Raw genomic sequence first — 17,791 nt, forward strand, 5'->3', positions numbered from 1 at the left:
GTATATGCTCATATATGTAATTTTGATACTCACACTCATTCATATGCTTGAGGGAACCCTAAATCGGAAGGTAAGGTGAGACAAATGAAACAAGTGACGCGGGAATATGTTCTGGACGGTTTGGATTGCAGCAACTGCGCACAAAAAATCGAAAATGGCGTCAAAGGCATCAAAGGCGTTGACGGATGCGCGGTTAACTTTGCAGCAAGCACACTGACTGTCTCAGCCGATGGCAAAGAAGAACAATGGGTCACCAATAAGGTCGAGAAAAAAGTAAAATCAATTGATCCTCATGTAACAGTTCGTCCGAAACATAAAAAGAAATCAGCAGATGACGGTTATCGAAAAAGAATGATCAATATGCTGATCAGAATGGCAGCAGCGGTCCTTCTCGGAGCGGCGGCATATTTGATTCATGCCGGCCCAATGCTGGAATTTTTATTATTTTTCGCTGCCTACTTGATAATCGGAGGAGACATTGTCGTTCGAGCGGTCAAAAATATCAGCCGCGGACAAGTGTTTGATGAACATTTCTTAATGGCTCTTGCTACAATCGGCGCTTTTTTAATTCAGCAATACCCAGAAGGCGTTGCTGTGATGCTGTTTTATCAAATCGGCGAGCTGTTTCAAGGAGCCGCGGTCAGCCGTTCTAGAAAATCGATCAGTGCATTAATGGATATCAGGCCGGATTACGCCAATATGAAAATAGGAGACGGCATCAAGACCGTTTCTCCGGAGGACGTGCAGACAGGAGATATCATTGTCGTCAACCCGGGAGAAAGCATACCGCTGGACGGAAAGGTTGTGCAGGGATCGGCGATGGTTGATACATCAGCGCTGACAGGAGAATCTGTACCAAGAAAAGCGGCAGAAGGACAAGAAGTCATGTCCGGCTTTATCAATCAAAACGGCGTTCTGCATATCGAAGTAACAAAAGGCTATCAGGATTCCGCAGTATCCAAAATATTAGATTTGGTTCAAAATGCGAGCAGCCGCAAAGCGCGGACTGAAAACTTTATCACGAAGTTTGCCAAGTATTATACACCGGCTGTCGTCATTATCGCCGCCTTGCTGGCATTTGTCCCGCCGCTGTTTATTCCTGGCGCTTTACTTTCTGATTGGGTGTATCGCGCGCTTATTTTCTTAGTCATTTCATGCCCATGCGCCCTTGTTGTCTCCATTCCGCTCGGTTTCTTCGGCGGAATCGGCGCAGCTTCGAAGGCCGGGGTGCTTGTGAAAGGAAGCAATTACTTAGAAGCCTTACATCAAGTCAAATACGCTGTGTTTGATAAAACAGGCACACTGACAAAAGGCAGCTTTGAAGTGACAGAGATCAAACCTGCGGAAGGTTTTTCAAAGGAGACTTTACTCGAAGCCGCGGCATACGCTGAGCTCCACTCTCAGCACCCGATTGCAGAATCTGTGCGGAAAGCCTATAGGAAGCCGCTTTCCCCGGACACAATCGAGTCATATGAGGAAATATCCGGGCACGGTATTTTCGCAAAGGTGAACGGAAAAGAAATCCTTGCGGGGAACAAGAAGCTGATGGAAAGAGAGCAGATTGAGAGCGTCCCGGATGAAAACGCCGGTACAATTGTTCACGTGGCTATTGATCAGCGCTATGCCGGGGCGATCATCATAGCAGATGAAGTAAAGGAAGACGCAAAACAAGCGATCGCAGATTTGAAATCGCTCGGTATCAAACAGACAGTCATGCTGACGGGCGATTCAAAACAGACAGGAGAAACAGTCGGAAAACAGCTCGGCCTCGACGAGGTTTATGCGGAGCTGCTGCCGGAGGATAAAGTGGAGCGGGTAGAAGCATTGGAATCGAAGCTGCTCCCGAATGAAAAACTCATTTTTGTCGGTGACGGAATTAATGACACTCCGGTGCTTGCACGCGCGGACATTGGAGCGGCGATGGGCGGACTCGGATCAGATGCAGCTGTAGAAGCCGCGGATGTTGTGCTGATGACAGATCAGCCGTCAAAAATAGCGGAAGCGATTCGGATTGCAAAACGGACTCGGCGAATCGTGTGGCAAAACATCGGAGTTGCTTTAGGTGTTAAGGCCATTTTCCTCTTACTCGGAGCGTTTGGATTTGCGACCATGTGGGAGGCGGTTTTCTCAGATGTCGGTGTTACGCTTCTCGCTGTTGCAAACGCTATGCGCGTGATGCGCCTCAAAATGAGATAATTGTCGGAGAGAATTCACTATTTCGGGCTTTTCTTATAGACGGTTGTCTTGTTAAAATAAAGAAGTGGGTCAATTGAGATCCGCTTCTTTTTTAATTTTAAAACGATGAGGTGTCGGAGTGAAAAAGAAACAGCAGTCTTCTGCGAAATTCGCGGTCATCCTTACGGTTGTCGTTGTTGTCTTATTAGCAGCAATTGTAATCATTAATAACAAAACGGAGCAAGGCAACGAAGCAGTGTCAGGACAGCCGTCTATCAAAGGCCAGCCTGTGCTTGGCAAAGATGATGCACCGGTAACAGTAGTGGAATTCGGAGATTATAAATGTCCGTCTTGCAAGATGTTTAACAGCGACATCTTCCCCAAAATCCAAAAAGACTTTATTGACAAGGGCGATGTGAAATTTTCTTTCGTGAACGTCATGTTCCATGGAAAAGGCTCAACGTTAGCGGCTCTTGCCTCAGAGGAAGTATGGAAAGAAGATCCTGATTCTTTCTGGGCATTTCATGAAAAGCTGTTTGACAAGCAGCCGGACACAGAACAGGAATGGGTAACGCCAGCGGTTCTCGGTGATATCGCAAAAAGTACGACAAAGGTAAACCCTGATACGCTGAAGGACAATCTTGATAAGGAAACATTTGCTTCTGCAGTGGAAAAGGATTCGGACCTTAATCATAAAATGAACATAAAAGCAACGCCTACGATTTATGTTAATGATAAAGTGATCAGTAATTTTTCAGATTATGAAGAAATTAAAGAAACGATAGAAAAAGAGCTGAAAGGGAAGTAAGCGAATGAAAAATAGAATTGTTTTTTTATATGCTTCCTGGGTTGTTGCTCTTATCGCCATGCTGGGCAGCCTGTATTTCAGTGAAATCAGAAAGTTCATCCCGTGTGAACTGTGCTGGTACCAGCGTATTCTCATGTATCCGCTCGTTCTGATTTTAGGAATCGCCACCTTTCAGGGTGACACACGCGTGAAAAAGTATGTGCTGCCGATGGCGATTATCGGCGTATTTATTTCGATTATGCATTATCTGGAGCAAAAAGTGCCGGGCTTTAGCGGCATCAAGCCATGTGTAAGCGGTGTGCCTTGCTCAGGCCAATATATTAACTGGTTCGGTTTTGTGACCATTCCGTTTCTGGCCTTGATTGCTTTTATTCTGATCATCATTTTTATGTGCCTCCTCAAAGGCGAAAAATCTGAATAAGAAAAAAGCGCCCGCGAATGCAGGGCGCTTTTTTTTACGGTACAAATGATAGGCACTGCCAGCGGCAGCCTCATGCTGATCGGCGTTTACTGTTTTCCCTCTAAATTTATCTTTTTTTATCATAAAAATGTTATTGATTTTAAGCTGAAGCGGTTATAAAATCTAGAGGTCGTCAGAAAATTTAACAAATATAAAGGGAGTCATCAGAATGGCTTGGGAGCTGCTCAGTGTGATCGGCATCATTGCGTTTGCTGTCAGCGGCGCAATTGTTGCAATGGAAGAAGAATATGATATTTTAGGTGTTTATATATTAGGGATTGTCACAGCTTTTGGAGGAGGAGCGATCCGCAATTTGCTGATCGGTGTTCCGGTGTCAGCTTTGTGGGAGCAGGGTGCGTACTTTCAAATTGCTCTGGTATCGATCACGATCGTTTTCTTGTTTCCGAAGCTGCTGCTGAAGCATTGGAACAAATGGGGAAATTTATCGGATGCGATCGGTCTTGCAGCTTTCGCTATTCAAGGCGCTCTGTACGCCGTCAAAATGGGGCATCCGCTTAGCGCCGTTATCGTGGCTGCGGTGCTGACGGGAAGCGGCGGAGGAATCATTCGCGACCTGCTTGCCGGGCGCAAGCCGCTCGTGCTGAAAGCGGAAATCTATGCGGTATGGGCGGCGCTCGGCGGTTTAATCGTCGGCTTGGGCTGGACCGGAAACTCGATCGGTTTATACGCGCTGTTTTTTGTACTCGTCGTATGCCGCGTTTGTTCTTATATGTTTAATTGGAAGCTGCCAAACCGTTATTTTCGCTTAGATAGCCAGTAAATAAAAGAAACCTCATCCATGTCGGAGAGGTTTTTTTATTGCAGCCAGCTGGATCAAAGTCCTTTCAAATGCTGACCGCGCAGAGCAAAGTTGTTTGAAATTAATAAGTAGCCCAAAATGTATAGCTGATGGTCTTTTTAGTTCCTGTGTTAGTGAATTTGAATCTGTAATTTGTTTTGTAGCTTTTAGAAGCTTGTTTGTAACTTAAATTTGTAGAGCCTTTTTTCTTTGCATAAAAAGTTTTCACATTTTTCCAGCCTTTATTTGTCTTTTGTTGCAGAGTGGCTGTAATTTTCCCGCTGCCTGATCCGTTTGCCGTAATGTTGGCCCAAGTTCCTTGCCCTGGATAATAAATATGAAAAGTTGGCGAGTAAGTATAGTTTTTAAATGAGCCCGAATGGTAATGAGTACTCCATATTTGACCTTTTTTAACCCAATCTTTAGCTTCTGCTTTGTTGTTTACTAGGTCAATAGCCGTAAAACTAGTTACGGCTACGACGAAAGCCAGCAACATCATATATAGCTTTTTCTTCATTGAGTATTTCCTCCTAGCTTATTCTGGTTCTTTCTTCATGTTCATATCATAAACCGTGAGAAATAATGTAACATCGTCCTAATCTCCCAAATTAGAAACTTCATTTTGTTGAAATATGTCGAAATTGGATAAAAAATGACTATTTTACTGCGTCTATAGGTATGATAGCAAGGATGGAAGGCTATTGATTTTGTTTGCTATATGGATGATAATACAGCCAGTTTAGTCACTCTTCACGTGAGATGAACTGATAAACACGGCAACGCTCTGTGTGTGTTTAAAATGAAAAAGATATATTTTCATATGGAAGATTGAATGTTATAAGGAATCGATACTGATGAAAGAGAAGATTCGCAACCTAAAAAAAGCACGTACAACAGTGATCAAAGTGTTAAAATAAAAAAACCGATTTCGAGTTGAAATCGGTTTTTTATGCATATAAATAACCCAAACCTTGAACGATGTTGGGTGAATGTGCTATTATAAATTGTATTTGCCTGCTTTTATCATATATTAAATATATATCCAATTCTATTTTACATTATTTCTTCTTCGTTTGTCAACTATTTTCTGGAGGTGCCGTTCATGAATCAGCATGATAAGGAATGGAAAGAAGAGCAGTCAAGAATAGATGATGTACTGCAGGAGCTCGAGAATAAAGAGCGGCTTCTCGAAACGTCCGCGGGCGGATTAAAGCATGATATTATCGGATTACGAAAAAACTTCTGGGAGGATGTCACGGTTAACTTTGATGACGTCCATGAAGCGGTTGAAACGATGGCAAGCATTAAGCAGCAGGCTGAGCTGCTGTCTGATCGGGAACGGAATCATCGGCATATGGATCAGCAGCTCAAACGAATTCATCAATTAAAAGCATCGCCTTATTTCGGCCGGATTGATTTTATTGAAAACGGCGAGAAACAGGCGGACCAGATCTATATCGGTTTAGCATCCTGTATGGATGAGCAGGAGGAACACTTTCTGATTTATGATTGGAGAGCACCGATATCAAGCCTTTACTATAATTATTCCCCAGGAAAAGCTGAATACGAGGTTCCCGGCGAAACGATAGAAGGGGAAATGGTGCTGAAGCGCCAGTTTATCATTAAAAACGGCGCTCTCAAAGCGATGTTTAATACTGATATGACGATTGGCGATGAAATGCTGCAAGAGGTATTAAGCCATCACTCTGATACACAAATGAAAAACATCGTGTCCACGATTCAAAAAGAACAAAATCAGATTATCCGAAATGAAAAAAGCAAATTTCTGATTGTGCAGGGTGCGGCAGGCAGCGGAAAAACGTCAGCAGCGCTTCAGCGTGTCGCTTACTTGTTATACAGGCACCGCGGTGTAATTGATGCCGGACAAATCGTTTTATTTTCCCCAAACTTTTTGTTTAACAGCTATGTCTCCTCTGTTTTGCCTGAATTAGGCGAAGAAAATATGGAACAGACGACGTTTCAGGAATATATCGAGCATCGGCTTGGCCGCAAGTTTCAATGTGAAAGCCCCTTTGATCAGCTGGAATATTGCCTGACCAAAACAAAAGATGGCAGTTTTCAATCAAGGCTTGCCGGAATCACGTGGAAGGCAGGCTTATCTTTTCAGCAATTTATTGATGAATACGCCAGCAGGCTGTCTTCTGAAGGAATGATCTTTAAAAATATCGTTTTCCGCGGACAAAAACTGATCACAAAGGAACAAGTCCAAGCGTATTTTTACTCGCTCGATCAAAGCCTGTCCATTCCGAACCGGATGGAACAAACGGCAAATTGGCTGCTGAGTGAGCTTAACAAGCTGGAGAAAAAGGAACGGCGAAAGGATTGGGTCGTTCAGGAAGCCGAACTTCTTGACAAAGAGGAATATTTGGAAGTGTACAAAAAGCTGCAGGCAAAGAAACGGTTTAGTGAGAGTACATTTAACGATCATCAGAGAGAACAGCAGCTGCTTGCCGCCATGATTGTAAAAAAGGCCTTCAAACCAATTAAACAGGCGGTCAGGCAGCTGGCGTTTCTTGATGTCAAACAGCTGTATCTGCAATTGTTTTCTGACTGGGGAAGCAAAACTCAAACAGAGGATACTGCGGCAATAGGGGAGCTGACAAGATCGGCATTTGGAGAAAATAAACTGCTCTATGAGGACGCGTCTCCATTTCTATATTTGCAGGATTTGCTAGAAGGCAGAAAGAAAAACACACAGATCAAACATCTATTTATCGATGAAGCTCAAGATTATTCTCCATTCCAGATGGCGTATATAAGGAGTATTTTTCCGTCTGCCAGCACGACGGTGCTCGGTGATATCAATCAGTCTATTTACGCCCATGCAATAAACGGTGCAGCACGTATGGATGCCGGCTTTGAAAAAGAGCAGGCTGAGTGTGTCCGTTTAAAAAGAACGTACAGATCAACGAGACAAATTGTGGAATTGACAAAAGCGCTGCTGCAGGACGGAGCGGACATTGAGCCTTTTAACAGAGATGGGGAAATGCCCTGCGTGTTAAAAAGCGAGGGTCGCGAGGATCTTTGTCAAAAGCTTACGCGAGAAATTGGGCGACTTAGAAAGAAAGGGCATGAAACCATTGCTGTTATTTGCAAAACGGCGCAGCAGTCAAGACAGGCACACGCTCAAATGAGCGAATATACCGATATTCGGCTGATTCATAAAGAAAACCAAACGTTTCAAAAGGGAGTCTGTGTTATTCCGGTTTATTTAGCGAAGGGAATTGAGTTTGACGCAGTACTTGTCTATGATGCCTCAGAAGAACAATATAGAACAGAGCACGACCGCAGGCTGCTGTACACTGCCTGCACCCGGGCCATGCACGGCCTGACCGTTTCTTCTATCGGTGAACCAAGTCCGTTTGTGAGTGCTGTGCCCCCTGATTTATATAAGAGTGCTGATTGAGAGAGAAGGGATGCCTTCTCTTTTTTCTTCATTTAAATGAGACAAAGGGGTTTTATCATTAATAATCTTAATCGTTATCATCATGTAAATATATTTTACTTGCGGTGTGTCTTCCGGTAAAGTTCAATTAGATACTATTTCGATCAGTTTATACAATTTTGTGAGGTGGATACGTTGCAACTTCAGGTAATGAACAGTCCGTTTAATCAGGAGCAGGCAGAGCTCCTTAACCGCCTTCTGCCAACCTTGACAGAATCTCAGAAAATCTGGCTGAGCGGCTATTTATCAGCGCAATCTGTTTCCGTACTGGAAACTTCGGGGGCGCCGGCTGCTGTGTCTGCGGGTGTAACGGCACCGGCCATTTCAAAAGAAGTCACCGTCCTTTACGGTTCACAGACGGGAAACGCACAAGGGCTTGCAGAGAACGCCGGCAAGCAGCTTGAGGAGCGAGGCTTTCAAGTCACCGTTTCATCCATGAGCGACTTTAAGCCGAACCAGCTCAAGAGAATTAACAATCTTCTGATTGTTGTCAGTACGCATGGAGAAGGTGAGCCGCCTGATAACGCGCTGTCGTTTCACGAATTTTTGCACGGAAGACGGGCGCCTAAGCTTGATGATCTTCGCTTTTCTGTTTTGGCGCTTGGTGACAGTTCATACGAATTCTTCTGTCAGACAGGAAAAGAATTTGATCAGCGCTTGGAAGAGCTTGGCGGAAAACGAATTTCTCCGCGCGTTGACTGTGATTTGGATTATGATGAGCCGGCTGCTGAATGGCTGGAAAGCGTATGTGAGGGCTTAAGTGAAGCCGAGGGCGGAAGCGCCGTGCCTGCGCCGGCCGCAGCGCCTCAAACTGGTGAATCTGCGTATTCAAGAACAAATCCTTTCCGGGCGGAAGTGTTAGAAAATTTAAATTTAAACGGCCGCGGATCAAATAAAGAAACACGACATGTAGAGTTGTCTCTTGAAGGGTCAGGCCTTACGTATGAACCTGGTGACAGCCTTGGCGTCTATCCGGAAAATGATCCGGTACTTGTCGATTTGCTGCTTCAGGAAATGAATTGGGACCCCGAAGAAATTGTGACGCTGAATAAGCAAGGCGATGTCCGCCCGCTGAAAGAAGCGCTGATTTCTCATTATGAAATTACTGTTCTCACAAAGCCGCTTCTTGAACAGGCTGCTCATTTGACGGGAAGCGAGGAGCTTAGAGAGCTTTTAGCACCGGGAAATGAGGGTAAAGTGAAAGCGTATATTGAAGGGCGCGATTTGCTTGATCTGATCCGAGATTATGGCCCATTCAGTGTAACGGCGCAGGAGTTTGTATCCATACTTCGAAAAATGCCGGCCCGCCTCTATTCAATTGCGAGCAGCTTATCCGCAAACCCGGATGAAGTGCATTTAACGATTGGTGCAGTCCGGTACGACGCGCATGGCCGCGAACGAAAAGGCGTCTGCTCGATTTTATGTGCGGAGCGTCTGCAGCCGGGAGACACACTGCCGGTTTATGTCCAGCATAATCAGAACTTCAAGCTTCCGAAGGATCCTGAAACACCGATTATCATGGTCGGCCCTGGGACAGGCGTTGCGCCGTTCCGTTCCTTTATGCAGGAGCGCGAGGAGACGGGAGCTGAAGGAAAAGCATGGATGTTCTTCGGTGATCAGCATTTTGTCACAGATTTCCTATATCAGACAGAGTGGCAGAATTGGCTGAAAGACGGCGTGCTGACAAAAATGGACGTAGCGTTCTCACGCGATACGGAAGAAAAAGTGTATGTGCAGCACCGCATGCTTGAACAGAGCGCAGAACTGTTTGAATGGCTTCAAGAAGGAGCGGCTGTTTACATTTGCGGAGATGAAAAGCACATGGCACACGATGTCCATAACACACTCTTAGAAATTATAGAAAAAGAAGGCAATATGACCCGTGAAGAAGCGGAGGTTTATCTTGCCGATATGCAGCAGCAAAAACGTTATCAGCGTGATGTATACTGATTTGACCTGAAAGGAGTTTTTCAACATGGTGACCAAAATCTTAAAAGCACCGGACGGCTCTCCAAGTGACGTCGAGCGCATTAAAGAAGAAAGCGATTATTTGCGCGGCACATTAAAAGAAGTGATGCTGGATCGGATCAGTGCGGGAATTCCGGATGATGACAACCGCCTGATGAAACACCACGGCAGTTATTTGCAGGATGACCGCGATCTCCGCAATGAACGCCAAAAGCAAAAGCTTGAACCGGCTTATCAGTTCATGCTGCGCGTCCGTATGCCGGGCGGCGTATCGACGCCTGAGCAATGGCTCGTGATGGATGATCTTTCGCAGAAATACGGTAACGGCACCCTAAAGCTGACGACGCGTGAAACGTTCCAGATGCACGGGATTTTAAAATGGAACATGAAAAAAACCATTCAGACGATCCATTCGGCTCTTCTGGATACAATCGCGGCTTGCGGAGACGTAAACCGTAATGTGATGTGCGCATCGAATCCTTACCAGTCTGAAATCCATTCTGAAGTATACGAATGGTCCAAAAAATTAAGTGATGATCTCCTGCCTCGAACAAGAGCGTATCATGAAATTTGGCTTGATGAGGAAAGAGTGGCCGGCACGCCTGACGCAGAAGAAGTCGAGCCGATGTACGGGCCGCTTTACCTGCCGCGGAAATTCAAAATCGGTATTGCGGTTCCGCCGTCAAATGACATTGACGTCTTTTCGCAGGATCTCGGATTCATTGCGATTGTGGAAGATGGCAAGCTCATCGGTTTTAACGTGGCAATTGGCGGCGGTATGGGAATGACGCACGGCGACAAAGCGACATATCCGCAGTTAGCCAAGGTAATTGGATTCTGCCGCCCTGAACAGATGTATGACGTTGCTGAAAAAACAATTACGATTCAGCGTGACTACGGAAACCGTTCCGTCCGTAAAAATGCCCGTTTCAAATACACAGTTGACCGCCTCGGTTTGGAAACAGTGAAAGAGGAATTGGAAAACCGTCTCGGCTGGAGCCTGGAAGAAGCGAAGCCGTACCATTTTGATCATAACGGCGACCGCTACGGATGGGTGGAAGGCATTGAGGATAAATGGCATTTTACGCTGTTTGTCGAAGGCGGCCGTGTGACGGATTACGAAGATTATAAGCTGATGACAGGCTTGCGTGAAATTGCTAAAGTTCATACAGGCGATTTCCGTCTGACAGCCAATCAGAACTTGATTATCGGTAATGTTCCAAGCGAGAAAAAGGATGAAATCAACGCATTAATCGATCAATACGGGTTAACTGACGGAAAGCATTATACAGCGCTGCGCCGCAGCTCTATGGCGTGTGTTGCTCTTCCGACCTGCGGATTGGCGATGGCTGAAGCAGAACGTTATTTGCCGTCCCTTTTAGATAAAGTGGATGAGATTATTGACGAAAACGGTCTTCGTGATGAGGAAATTACCATTCGCATGACAGGTTGCCCGAACGGGTGCGCCCGCCATGCGCTCGGAGAGATCGGATTTATCGGAAAGGCGCCTGGGAAATATAATATGTATCTAGGCGCTGCGTTTGACGGCAGCCGCTTAAGCAAAATGTACCGCGAAAATATCGGAGAAGAAGACATTTTGAGCGAGCTGCGCGTCCTGCTTTCCCGCTATGCGAAAGAACGCGAGGAAGGTGAGCACTTCGGTGATTTCGTCATTCGCGCCGGTATCATTAAAGCGACAACTGACGGGATGAATTTTCATAATTGAGATGAGAGACAGGGGAATTGCCCTGTCTCTTTTTGATTTTGCTTTGCGGCAAAAAAGTTCACCATGAGCATATCATGAGAAAAAATACCCTAAAAAGGGTACTATAAAAGAAGACTAGTGTGGAGGAGACTCCTGCGGAATCCAGTATTGGATGTAAGGCCATCCTTTATCTTTTGCAAGCCTCAGCCTCTTCGGACAAAAATTTATCAACTCATCATGCAGATACGCAGCAGATTAAGGAGGTTATGCATTTGGACATATTTTTAGTCGTCCTTGTTTTACTGGCTATTATTGCGATTTCTAACATTGTCAATCGGTTTATCCCGTTTATTCCAGTGCCTCTGATTCAGGTGGCGCTTGGGATTATTGCCGCCTCATTTCCACAGGGGCTTCATTTTGAATTAAACACGGAATTGTTTTTCGTCTTGTTTATTGCGCCTCTTCTATTTAATGATGGAAAGAGGACGCCTCGGGCGGAGCTTTGGAATTTAAGAGCTCCAATTTTATTGCTTGCACTTGGCCTTGTATTTGCGACTGTGATTGTAGGAGGATACACGATCCATTGGATGATTCCTGATATTCCGCTGGCAGCGGCCTTTGGACTGGCAGCCATTCTTTCACCGACTGATGTTGTCGCTGTCAGCGCATTATCAGGAAGGGTGAAGATGCCGAAAGGAATTCTGCGCCTGCTTGAAGGGGAAGGGCTGATGAATGATGCATCAGGTCTGGTCGCCTTTAAATTTGCGATTGCCGCAGCGGTTACCGGGGCATTTTCACTGGCGCAAGCAGCTGTCAGCTTTGTGTTTATTTCTGCTGGCGGCCTTTTGTGCGGGGTTGTCATTTCGTTCTTGATTATCCGCTTTCGTCTATTCCTGCGCCGTCTTGGCATGCAGGATGTCACGATGCACATGCTGATTCAAATTCTGACGCCTTTTGTGATTTATTTGGCAGCGGAGGAAATCGGTGTTTCCGGCATTTTAGCCGTTGTGGCGGGCGGTATTACGCATGCGGTTGAACAGGACCGTCTCGAATCGACGATGGTGAAGCTGCAAATCGTCTCATCGAGTACGTGGAACATTATTTTATTTATTTTGAACGGTCTTGTCTTTGTCATCCTTGGCACACAGATTCCGGATGTCATTTCGGTGATTTTTAACGATACAGCGATCAGCAACATGAAAGTGATCGGCTATATTCTGGTCATTACATTTACGTTAATGCTTCTTAGATTTCTGTGGGTGCTGTTCTTCTGGAACGGCAAGTGGTTCTTTAATAAAGATCAAACCATTTATAAGCCGGGACTTCGTTCTACATTGTTAATTTCCATTTCAGGTGTGCGGGGAGCGGTTACGCTTGCAGGTTCATTCTCCATCCCATATTTCCTGGAGGATGGCACACCGTTTCCGGAAAGAAATCTGATTCTCTTTTTAGCCGCAGGCGTCATTTTATGCACGCTTGTTATTGCCACCTTCGTGCTTCCGCTTCTGACTGAAAAAGAAGAAGATGACGAAGAAAAAAATAAGAAGCTGCTGACGGCGAGACGCAAACTGATTAAAACGGCTCTCAAAACGATTAAAGAAGACATGAATGATACAAACAAAACGGCGTCTCTTGCGGTCATTGCCGAATACAATGAGAAAATGAAAAACCTTCGTTTTCAGCAATATACAACGTCAACCCGCATAAAAAAGTATGAACGGAAAGTCCGCGCTCAAGGGATTAAAGCCGAGCAGGAAGAACTGATGAAACTGCTGGAGCGGGGAGACATCCCGGAAGAAACGGCAAACGCTCTGCAAGAACGGTTTAATGAATTGGAAATTTTGTATGCCAACCCGTTTAAAGTCGGTTTATCAAAAACAAGGCTGAAACGTCTGATGTATTGGATTTTCTTCGGAGAACATAAAAAGCCGGAGATGTCGATTTTAAACGAAGAGGGATTAATGAGAGCAACTAGGGTTAAAACGGCTAAAGCTGCGATAGGACATTTGGAAAAGCATATACCGGAAGAACATAAGGAAGTATTTTTATCTGTCATCTCGTTTTATAAACAATTAATTTTCAGATTGGAGCACAGCCATCACGAACATAAATCGAACGCCCATTTTGAAAATCAGAAGCTGGAAGTGAAGCTGAAGGCTGTGCAGGCGATCAGAAATGAGATTCAGACGCTCTTTGAGGAGCGGGAAATTTCTCGGGACATCTCTCATGAGCTTCGCCAATATATTAATGATGTGGAAGCCGCAATGCTAGAAGGCGGCGAATAATTCCAAGAAAAAAAGCTGGCATCGGACGCCAGCTTTTTTCTATAGGTTAGGGGCGATGGAATTCGACAGTGTTGTCGTTTCGGTCGAACCAGCCTCTGAAGGCCCAGTTGATCCAGCCGCCGTCTCCTTTGTTTGTGAAGCTTCCGTCTTCAAATACCCAAATGCCGTACGTAATGCCGTCATAAACGGCCGAGCCGTAAAACTGAACACCATTTAAGTGATCTTCATATTCCTGACTTAAGTTAAAAACCATGACGTTGTATTTTTGGCCGGATGCATAGAAGGAAGACTCCATGAGATTTTTCACAAAACCGTCCCTGTTCTGGGCTGATTTAATGGCATCTGAGATTTGGTTGGCAATCCCAAGCAAATCAAGGTTGACGTTTAAACCGACTTCTGCGGCAGCTGTTCCGGCTGTTGTTTTCTGTGAGATCTTCGGTGCGGGATTTTCCTCAGCAGAGGCAAGGGACAAAGGGGCAATTGTCAAAGCGGCGCCAAGTGCAAGAGTCATTGGGATACGAATACGTTTCAATTTGTTTCCTCCTCTATGTTTTTGTGGGCTACAGTATTCGCTTACCCTGCTCACTGTCTAAATAATCTTATAATTGATAAAATAGGAAAAAAATAGTACAAATGCGCATTGTTTACTATGAAATAAAAAACGTCCGTATGAAAAAAGAAGCAAAAAGAGGCTATTAAGCGTATTATTGGTATCTGCTGAGAGGAATGTGAGATAATATAGACGCTTACATTTCGATGAAAGGGTGGATGTTCAAGTGGCAACAAGTTTAAAAGATACTGTAAAGCTACATAACGGAGTTGAAATGCCTTGGTTCGGTCTTGGTGTTTTTAAAGTAGAAAACGGAAGTGAAGCGACTGAATCGGTTAAAGCTGCGATTAAAAATGGCTATCGCAGCATTGATACAGCGGCTGTCTATAAAAATGAAGAAGGTGTAGGCATCGGCATTAAAGAATCCGGTGTTGCAAGAGAAGAGCTCTTCATTACATCAAAAGTATGGAATGAAGATCAGGGTTACGACACAACGCTTGCTGCCTTTGAAAAAAGCCTGGAAAGACTTCAGCTTGATTATTTAGACTTATATTTAATCCACTGGCCTGGCAAGGATAAGTATAAAGATACATGGCGCGCGCTTGAAAAGCTGTACAAAGACGGCAAAATCCGCGCGATCGGCGTCAGCAACTTCCAAGTTCATCATTTAGAAGAGCTTTTGAAAGATGCTGAAATCAAACCGATGGTGAACCAAGTTGAATTTCACCCTCGTTTGACGCAAAAAGAATTAAGAGACTACTGCAAAAAGCAAGGCATCCAGCTGGAAGCATGGTCTCCGCTTATGCAGGGCCAGCTGCTTGATAACGAAGTGCTGACACAGATCGCTGAAAAATATAATAAATCTGTAGCACAAGTGATTTTGCGCTGGGATCTTCAGCATGAAGTTGTAACGATTCCAAAATCGATTAAAGAACACCGTATTATCGAAAATGCTGATATTTTTGATTTCGAATTGTCTCAAGAAGACATGGACAAGATTGATGCGTTAAATCAAGATGAACGTGTCGGTCCAAACCCCGATGAGCTTCTGTTTTAATCAAAAACTCCCCGTCTACACACGGGGAGTTTTTTTAGTGCGTTTTTTTCAGTTGAATCAAAAAAAGCATCAGAAAAGAAATGACGATGATACAGACGACCCACGCCCATGCAAGTGCGTTGTTGCCGGAATCCAAAGCGACATAAATGGCTGTCGGCAGTGTTTGGGTAACACCCGGGATATTCCCGGCAAACATTAAGGTGGCGCCGAATTCACCGAGCGCCCGCGCCAGACTGAGAATGCTTCCGGTCAGCAACGATGGATACGCCAGTGGAATGGAGATATGGATAAACACCTTCCATCTGCTTGCTCCGTCTACCATTGCCGCTCCCTCTATATCGGGGTCAATATCGGAAAATCCGGTTTTGGCCGATTGATACATAAGCGGAAAAGCCACGATAGCAGAAGCAATCACAGCAGCCCACCAGGTGAAGATCACGGGCTGGTGAAAGATCCATTCGATCGCTTGTCCGATGAAGCTGTGCTTTCCAAACATGACGATCAAAATAAAACCGACAACGGTGGGCGGAAGAACGAGAGGAAGCATAAAAATCGTTTCGAGTACGGTTTTTCCGAAAAATGACGCTCGTGACATCCATGCCCCTGTCAAAGTTCCGAGAATGATCACCGCGATTCCGGCGACCGCCGCCACTTGAAAGGAAAGCATAACCGGCGTGAAAAATTCTGAAGTGCTGATGTTATTCAGCAGTAAAACCATATTTCTCAAACACTTTCATCGCTTCATCTGTTTGCAGGTAATCGTAAAATTCCTTCGCTTCCTTATGGTGTTTCGTATCTTTTACAATTCCTAACGGATAAACGATCGGGCTGTGTGTATCAGCTTTTGCCTCGTCAACGATTTTGACTTTCTTAGAGATCAGCGCGTCTGTTTTATAAACGACACCTGCGTCTACATTGCCTGTTTCTACATATGAAAGAACCTGGCGAACGTCTTTTCCGTACACGATCTTATCTTTTACTTTGTCCCATAGAGACAGCTTTGTCAGTGATTCTTTTCCATAAGCTCCTGCCGGTACAGATTCTGGAGTCCCGAGAGCGATTTTTTCTGAATCAGTCAGATTGTCGAAGCCTGTGACCGGTGAATCACCATCCTTAGGCACAACGAGCACAATTTCATTTCCGACTAAATGAGTGCTGTCTTTTTTAGCGATATCCCCATCATCTACAAGCTTTTGGAATTTGTCCTCAGCGGCTGAGAAGAACAGATCGGCCCCGGCTCCTTGAGAAATTTGCTTTTGCAAGGCACCTGATGAGCCAAAGTTATCTTGGATCGTAATATTGTGATGGGTTTTCTCGTAATTCTTTTGAATTTCCTCGAGTGCATCCTGGGCACTGGCAGCTGCTGAGACAGTTAAGGTCACTTTTTTCTCATTGTCACTTGATGATTGGCTGGCAGAGCAGCCTGCTGCAAGCAGAAAAACAGTTAATGCTGTGGTCAGAACGGAATACTTCTTAAACATGATTGCACCCCTTATAATTAGTTATATCTAATTATAACTGATTATGTTTGGGTTATGTGGGTTTTTTTACATTCTCCGAAAAGGTATAATGAAATAGGAGAGTGATGATGATGAATGAAACCTCTTCCTATACGATAGAAGAAGTTGCTGGTCTGCTGAAGGTATCAAAGCTGACCGTTTATGATTTGATTAAAAAAGGCATGATCCCTGCTTACCGTGTCGGAAGGCAGATGCGTGTCGATGAAGCAGATTTAAAGCAATATAAGGCGAACATGAGAATGTCTCAGCCTGTGTCTTCACCCGAAGAGCCGAGAAAGGCACAGGAGCCGATGCCGGAGGGAAGGCGGAATGTCGTCATCAGCGGACAGGATCTATCGATGGATCTGCTCAGCAAGCATTTGGAAAATGCCATTCAAGAGACGCCGCTCCGCCAATACAAAGGCAGCTTAAACAGCCTCATTGACATGTACCAAGGCAAATGCGACATTGTCAGCCTGCATCTGTACGATGCGGAAACCGCTCAATATAATACGCCTTATGTGAAACGCATTCTGTCAGGCGAACCGTTTTGTCAGATGAATGTTGTCCTTCGCAAAGCCGGCTTATACGTTCAAAAAGGAAATCCGAAAAACATACAAGGCTGGGATGACCTGAAACGAACCGACATCCGCATCATCAACAGAGAAAAAGGATCGGGCGCAAGAGTGCTGCTTGACGAACAGCTTGGTCTGCTTGGTGTGACACCTTCAGATGTCAAGGGCTACAGTGACATTGTGACTGATCATTATGCTGTTGCCTCCCAAGTCTCGAGCGGACAGGCAGACGCGGGAATCGGGGCGCAGCACGCGGCACATATGGGAAGCGTTGATTTTATCCCGCTTATCGAGGAACAATACGACATTGTCATTTTGAAAAAACACCAGCAGCTGCTTGAAGCTGTAAAGAGCATCTTGAAATCGGAAGAATATAAGGCCAACCTGTCTCATCTTAATGGCTATCAAACGAAGCTGACAGGTAAAGTGATATACGAAACATGA

At 45.0% G+C, this 17,791-nt stretch carries 14 protein-coding genes; 10 read left to right on the forward strand and 4 right to left on the reverse strand.

The window, feature by feature from the left end:
* Window positions 1-84: 84 nt before the first annotated feature.
* From UJ203_RS13585 to UJ203_RS13600, 4 genes are all read left to right on the forward strand, one after another.
* On the forward strand, window positions 85-2,196 hold the full coding sequence (locus tag UJ203_RS13585; protein ID WP_322011561.1) for a heavy metal translocating P-type ATPase: 2,112 nt from the start codon (window positions 85-87) through the stop codon (window positions 2,194-2,196).
* 118 nt (window positions 2,197-2,314) lie between these two features.
* Window positions 2,315-2,983, forward strand: coding sequence for a DsbA family protein (locus UJ203_RS13590; RefSeq protein WP_105953895.1), 669 nt, complete (start codon window positions 2,315-2,317; stop codon window positions 2,981-2,983).
* Between the two features lie 4 nt (window positions 2,984-2,987).
* The gene (locus UJ203_RS13595) at window positions 2,988-3,404 is read left to right on the forward strand and encodes a disulfide oxidoreductase (protein ID WP_322011564.1); all 417 of its coding nucleotides are present in this window, start codon (window positions 2,988-2,990) and stop codon (window positions 3,402-3,404) included.
* A gap of 208 nt (window positions 3,405-3,612) precedes the next feature.
* The gene (locus UJ203_RS13600) at window positions 3,613-4,224 is read left to right on the forward strand and encodes a trimeric intracellular cation channel family protein (RefSeq protein WP_010331875.1); all 612 of its coding nucleotides are present in this window, start codon (window positions 3,613-3,615) and stop codon (window positions 4,222-4,224) included.
* A 100-nt stretch (window positions 4,225-4,324) separates the two neighbouring features.
* On the opposite strand, the gene UJ203_RS13605 is transcribed toward UJ203_RS13600, so the two are convergent.
* Complete coding sequence (locus UJ203_RS13605) at window positions 4,325-4,759, reverse strand: hypothetical protein (protein WP_024122837.1); 435 nt, start codon at window positions 4,757-4,759, stop codon at window positions 4,325-4,327.
* A 585-nt stretch (window positions 4,760-5,344) separates the two neighbouring features.
* Here UJ203_RS13605 and helD point away from each other — a divergent pair.
* From helD to UJ203_RS13625, 4 genes are all read left to right on the forward strand, one after another.
* Complete coding sequence (gene helD / locus UJ203_RS13610) at window positions 5,345-7,669, forward strand: RNA polymerase recycling motor HelD (RefSeq protein WP_322011568.1); 2,325 nt, start codon at window positions 5,345-5,347, stop codon at window positions 7,667-7,669.
* 174 nt (window positions 7,670-7,843) lie between these two features.
* Entirely contained in the window at window positions 7,844-9,658 is a 1,815-nt protein-coding gene (locus UJ203_RS13615) for an assimilatory sulfite reductase (NADPH) flavoprotein subunit (protein WP_322011570.1), read from the forward strand.
* Window positions 9,659-9,683: 25 nt separating this feature from the next.
* On the forward strand, window positions 9,684-11,402 hold the full coding sequence (gene cysI, locus UJ203_RS13620) for an assimilatory sulfite reductase (NADPH) hemoprotein subunit (RefSeq protein WP_044159104.1): 1,719 nt from the start codon (window positions 9,684-9,686) through the stop codon (window positions 11,400-11,402).
* 251 nt (window positions 11,403-11,653) lie between these two features.
* On the forward strand, window positions 11,654-13,666 hold the full coding sequence (locus tag UJ203_RS13625; protein ID WP_322011574.1) for a Na+/H+ antiporter: 2,013 nt from the start codon (window positions 11,654-11,656) through the stop codon (window positions 13,664-13,666).
* 46 nt (window positions 13,667-13,712) lie between these two features.
* Here the strand turns inward: UJ203_RS13625 and yvgO are convergent, their stop codons facing one another.
* Complete coding sequence (yvgO, locus tag UJ203_RS13630; RefSeq protein WP_024122833.1) at window positions 13,713-14,198, reverse strand: stress response protein YvgO; 486 nt, start codon at window positions 14,196-14,198, stop codon at window positions 13,713-13,715.
* 244 nt (window positions 14,199-14,442) lie between these two features.
* Here yvgO and pgoN point away from each other — a divergent pair, with 244 nt between their 5' ends.
* On the forward strand, window positions 14,443-15,273 hold the full coding sequence (gene pgoN / locus UJ203_RS13635) for a glyoxal/methylglyoxal reductase (RefSeq protein WP_044159103.1): 831 nt from the start codon (window positions 14,443-14,445) through the stop codon (window positions 15,271-15,273).
* A gap of 34 nt (window positions 15,274-15,307) precedes the next feature.
* On the opposite strand, the gene modB is transcribed toward pgoN, so the two are convergent.
* Both modB and modA read right to left on the reverse strand, forming a co-directional pair.
* Complete coding sequence (gene modB, locus UJ203_RS13640) at window positions 15,308-16,000, reverse strand: molybdate ABC transporter permease subunit (protein ID WP_322011577.1); 693 nt, start codon at window positions 15,998-16,000, stop codon at window positions 15,308-15,310.
* Window positions 15,972-16,754, reverse strand: a complete 783-nt coding sequence (gene modA, locus UJ203_RS13645; protein WP_322011579.1) for a molybdate ABC transporter substrate-binding protein — start codon at window positions 16,752-16,754, stop codon at window positions 15,972-15,974. The genes modB and modA overlap by 29 nt, the downstream gene beginning before the upstream one ends.
* A gap of 110 nt (window positions 16,755-16,864) precedes the next feature.
* On the opposite strand from modA, the gene UJ203_RS13650 reads away from it, so the two are divergent.
* The gene (locus UJ203_RS13650) at window positions 16,865-17,791 is read left to right on the forward strand and encodes a substrate-binding domain-containing protein (RefSeq protein WP_322011885.1); all 927 of its coding nucleotides are present in this window, start codon (window positions 16,865-16,867) and stop codon (window positions 17,789-17,791) included.

Origin of the sequence: Bacillus sp. V26, from assembly GCF_034296245.1 — a bacterium.
GTDB classification, from domain to species: domain Bacteria; phylum Bacillota; class Bacilli; order Bacillales; family Bacillaceae; genus Bacillus; species Bacillus halotolerans.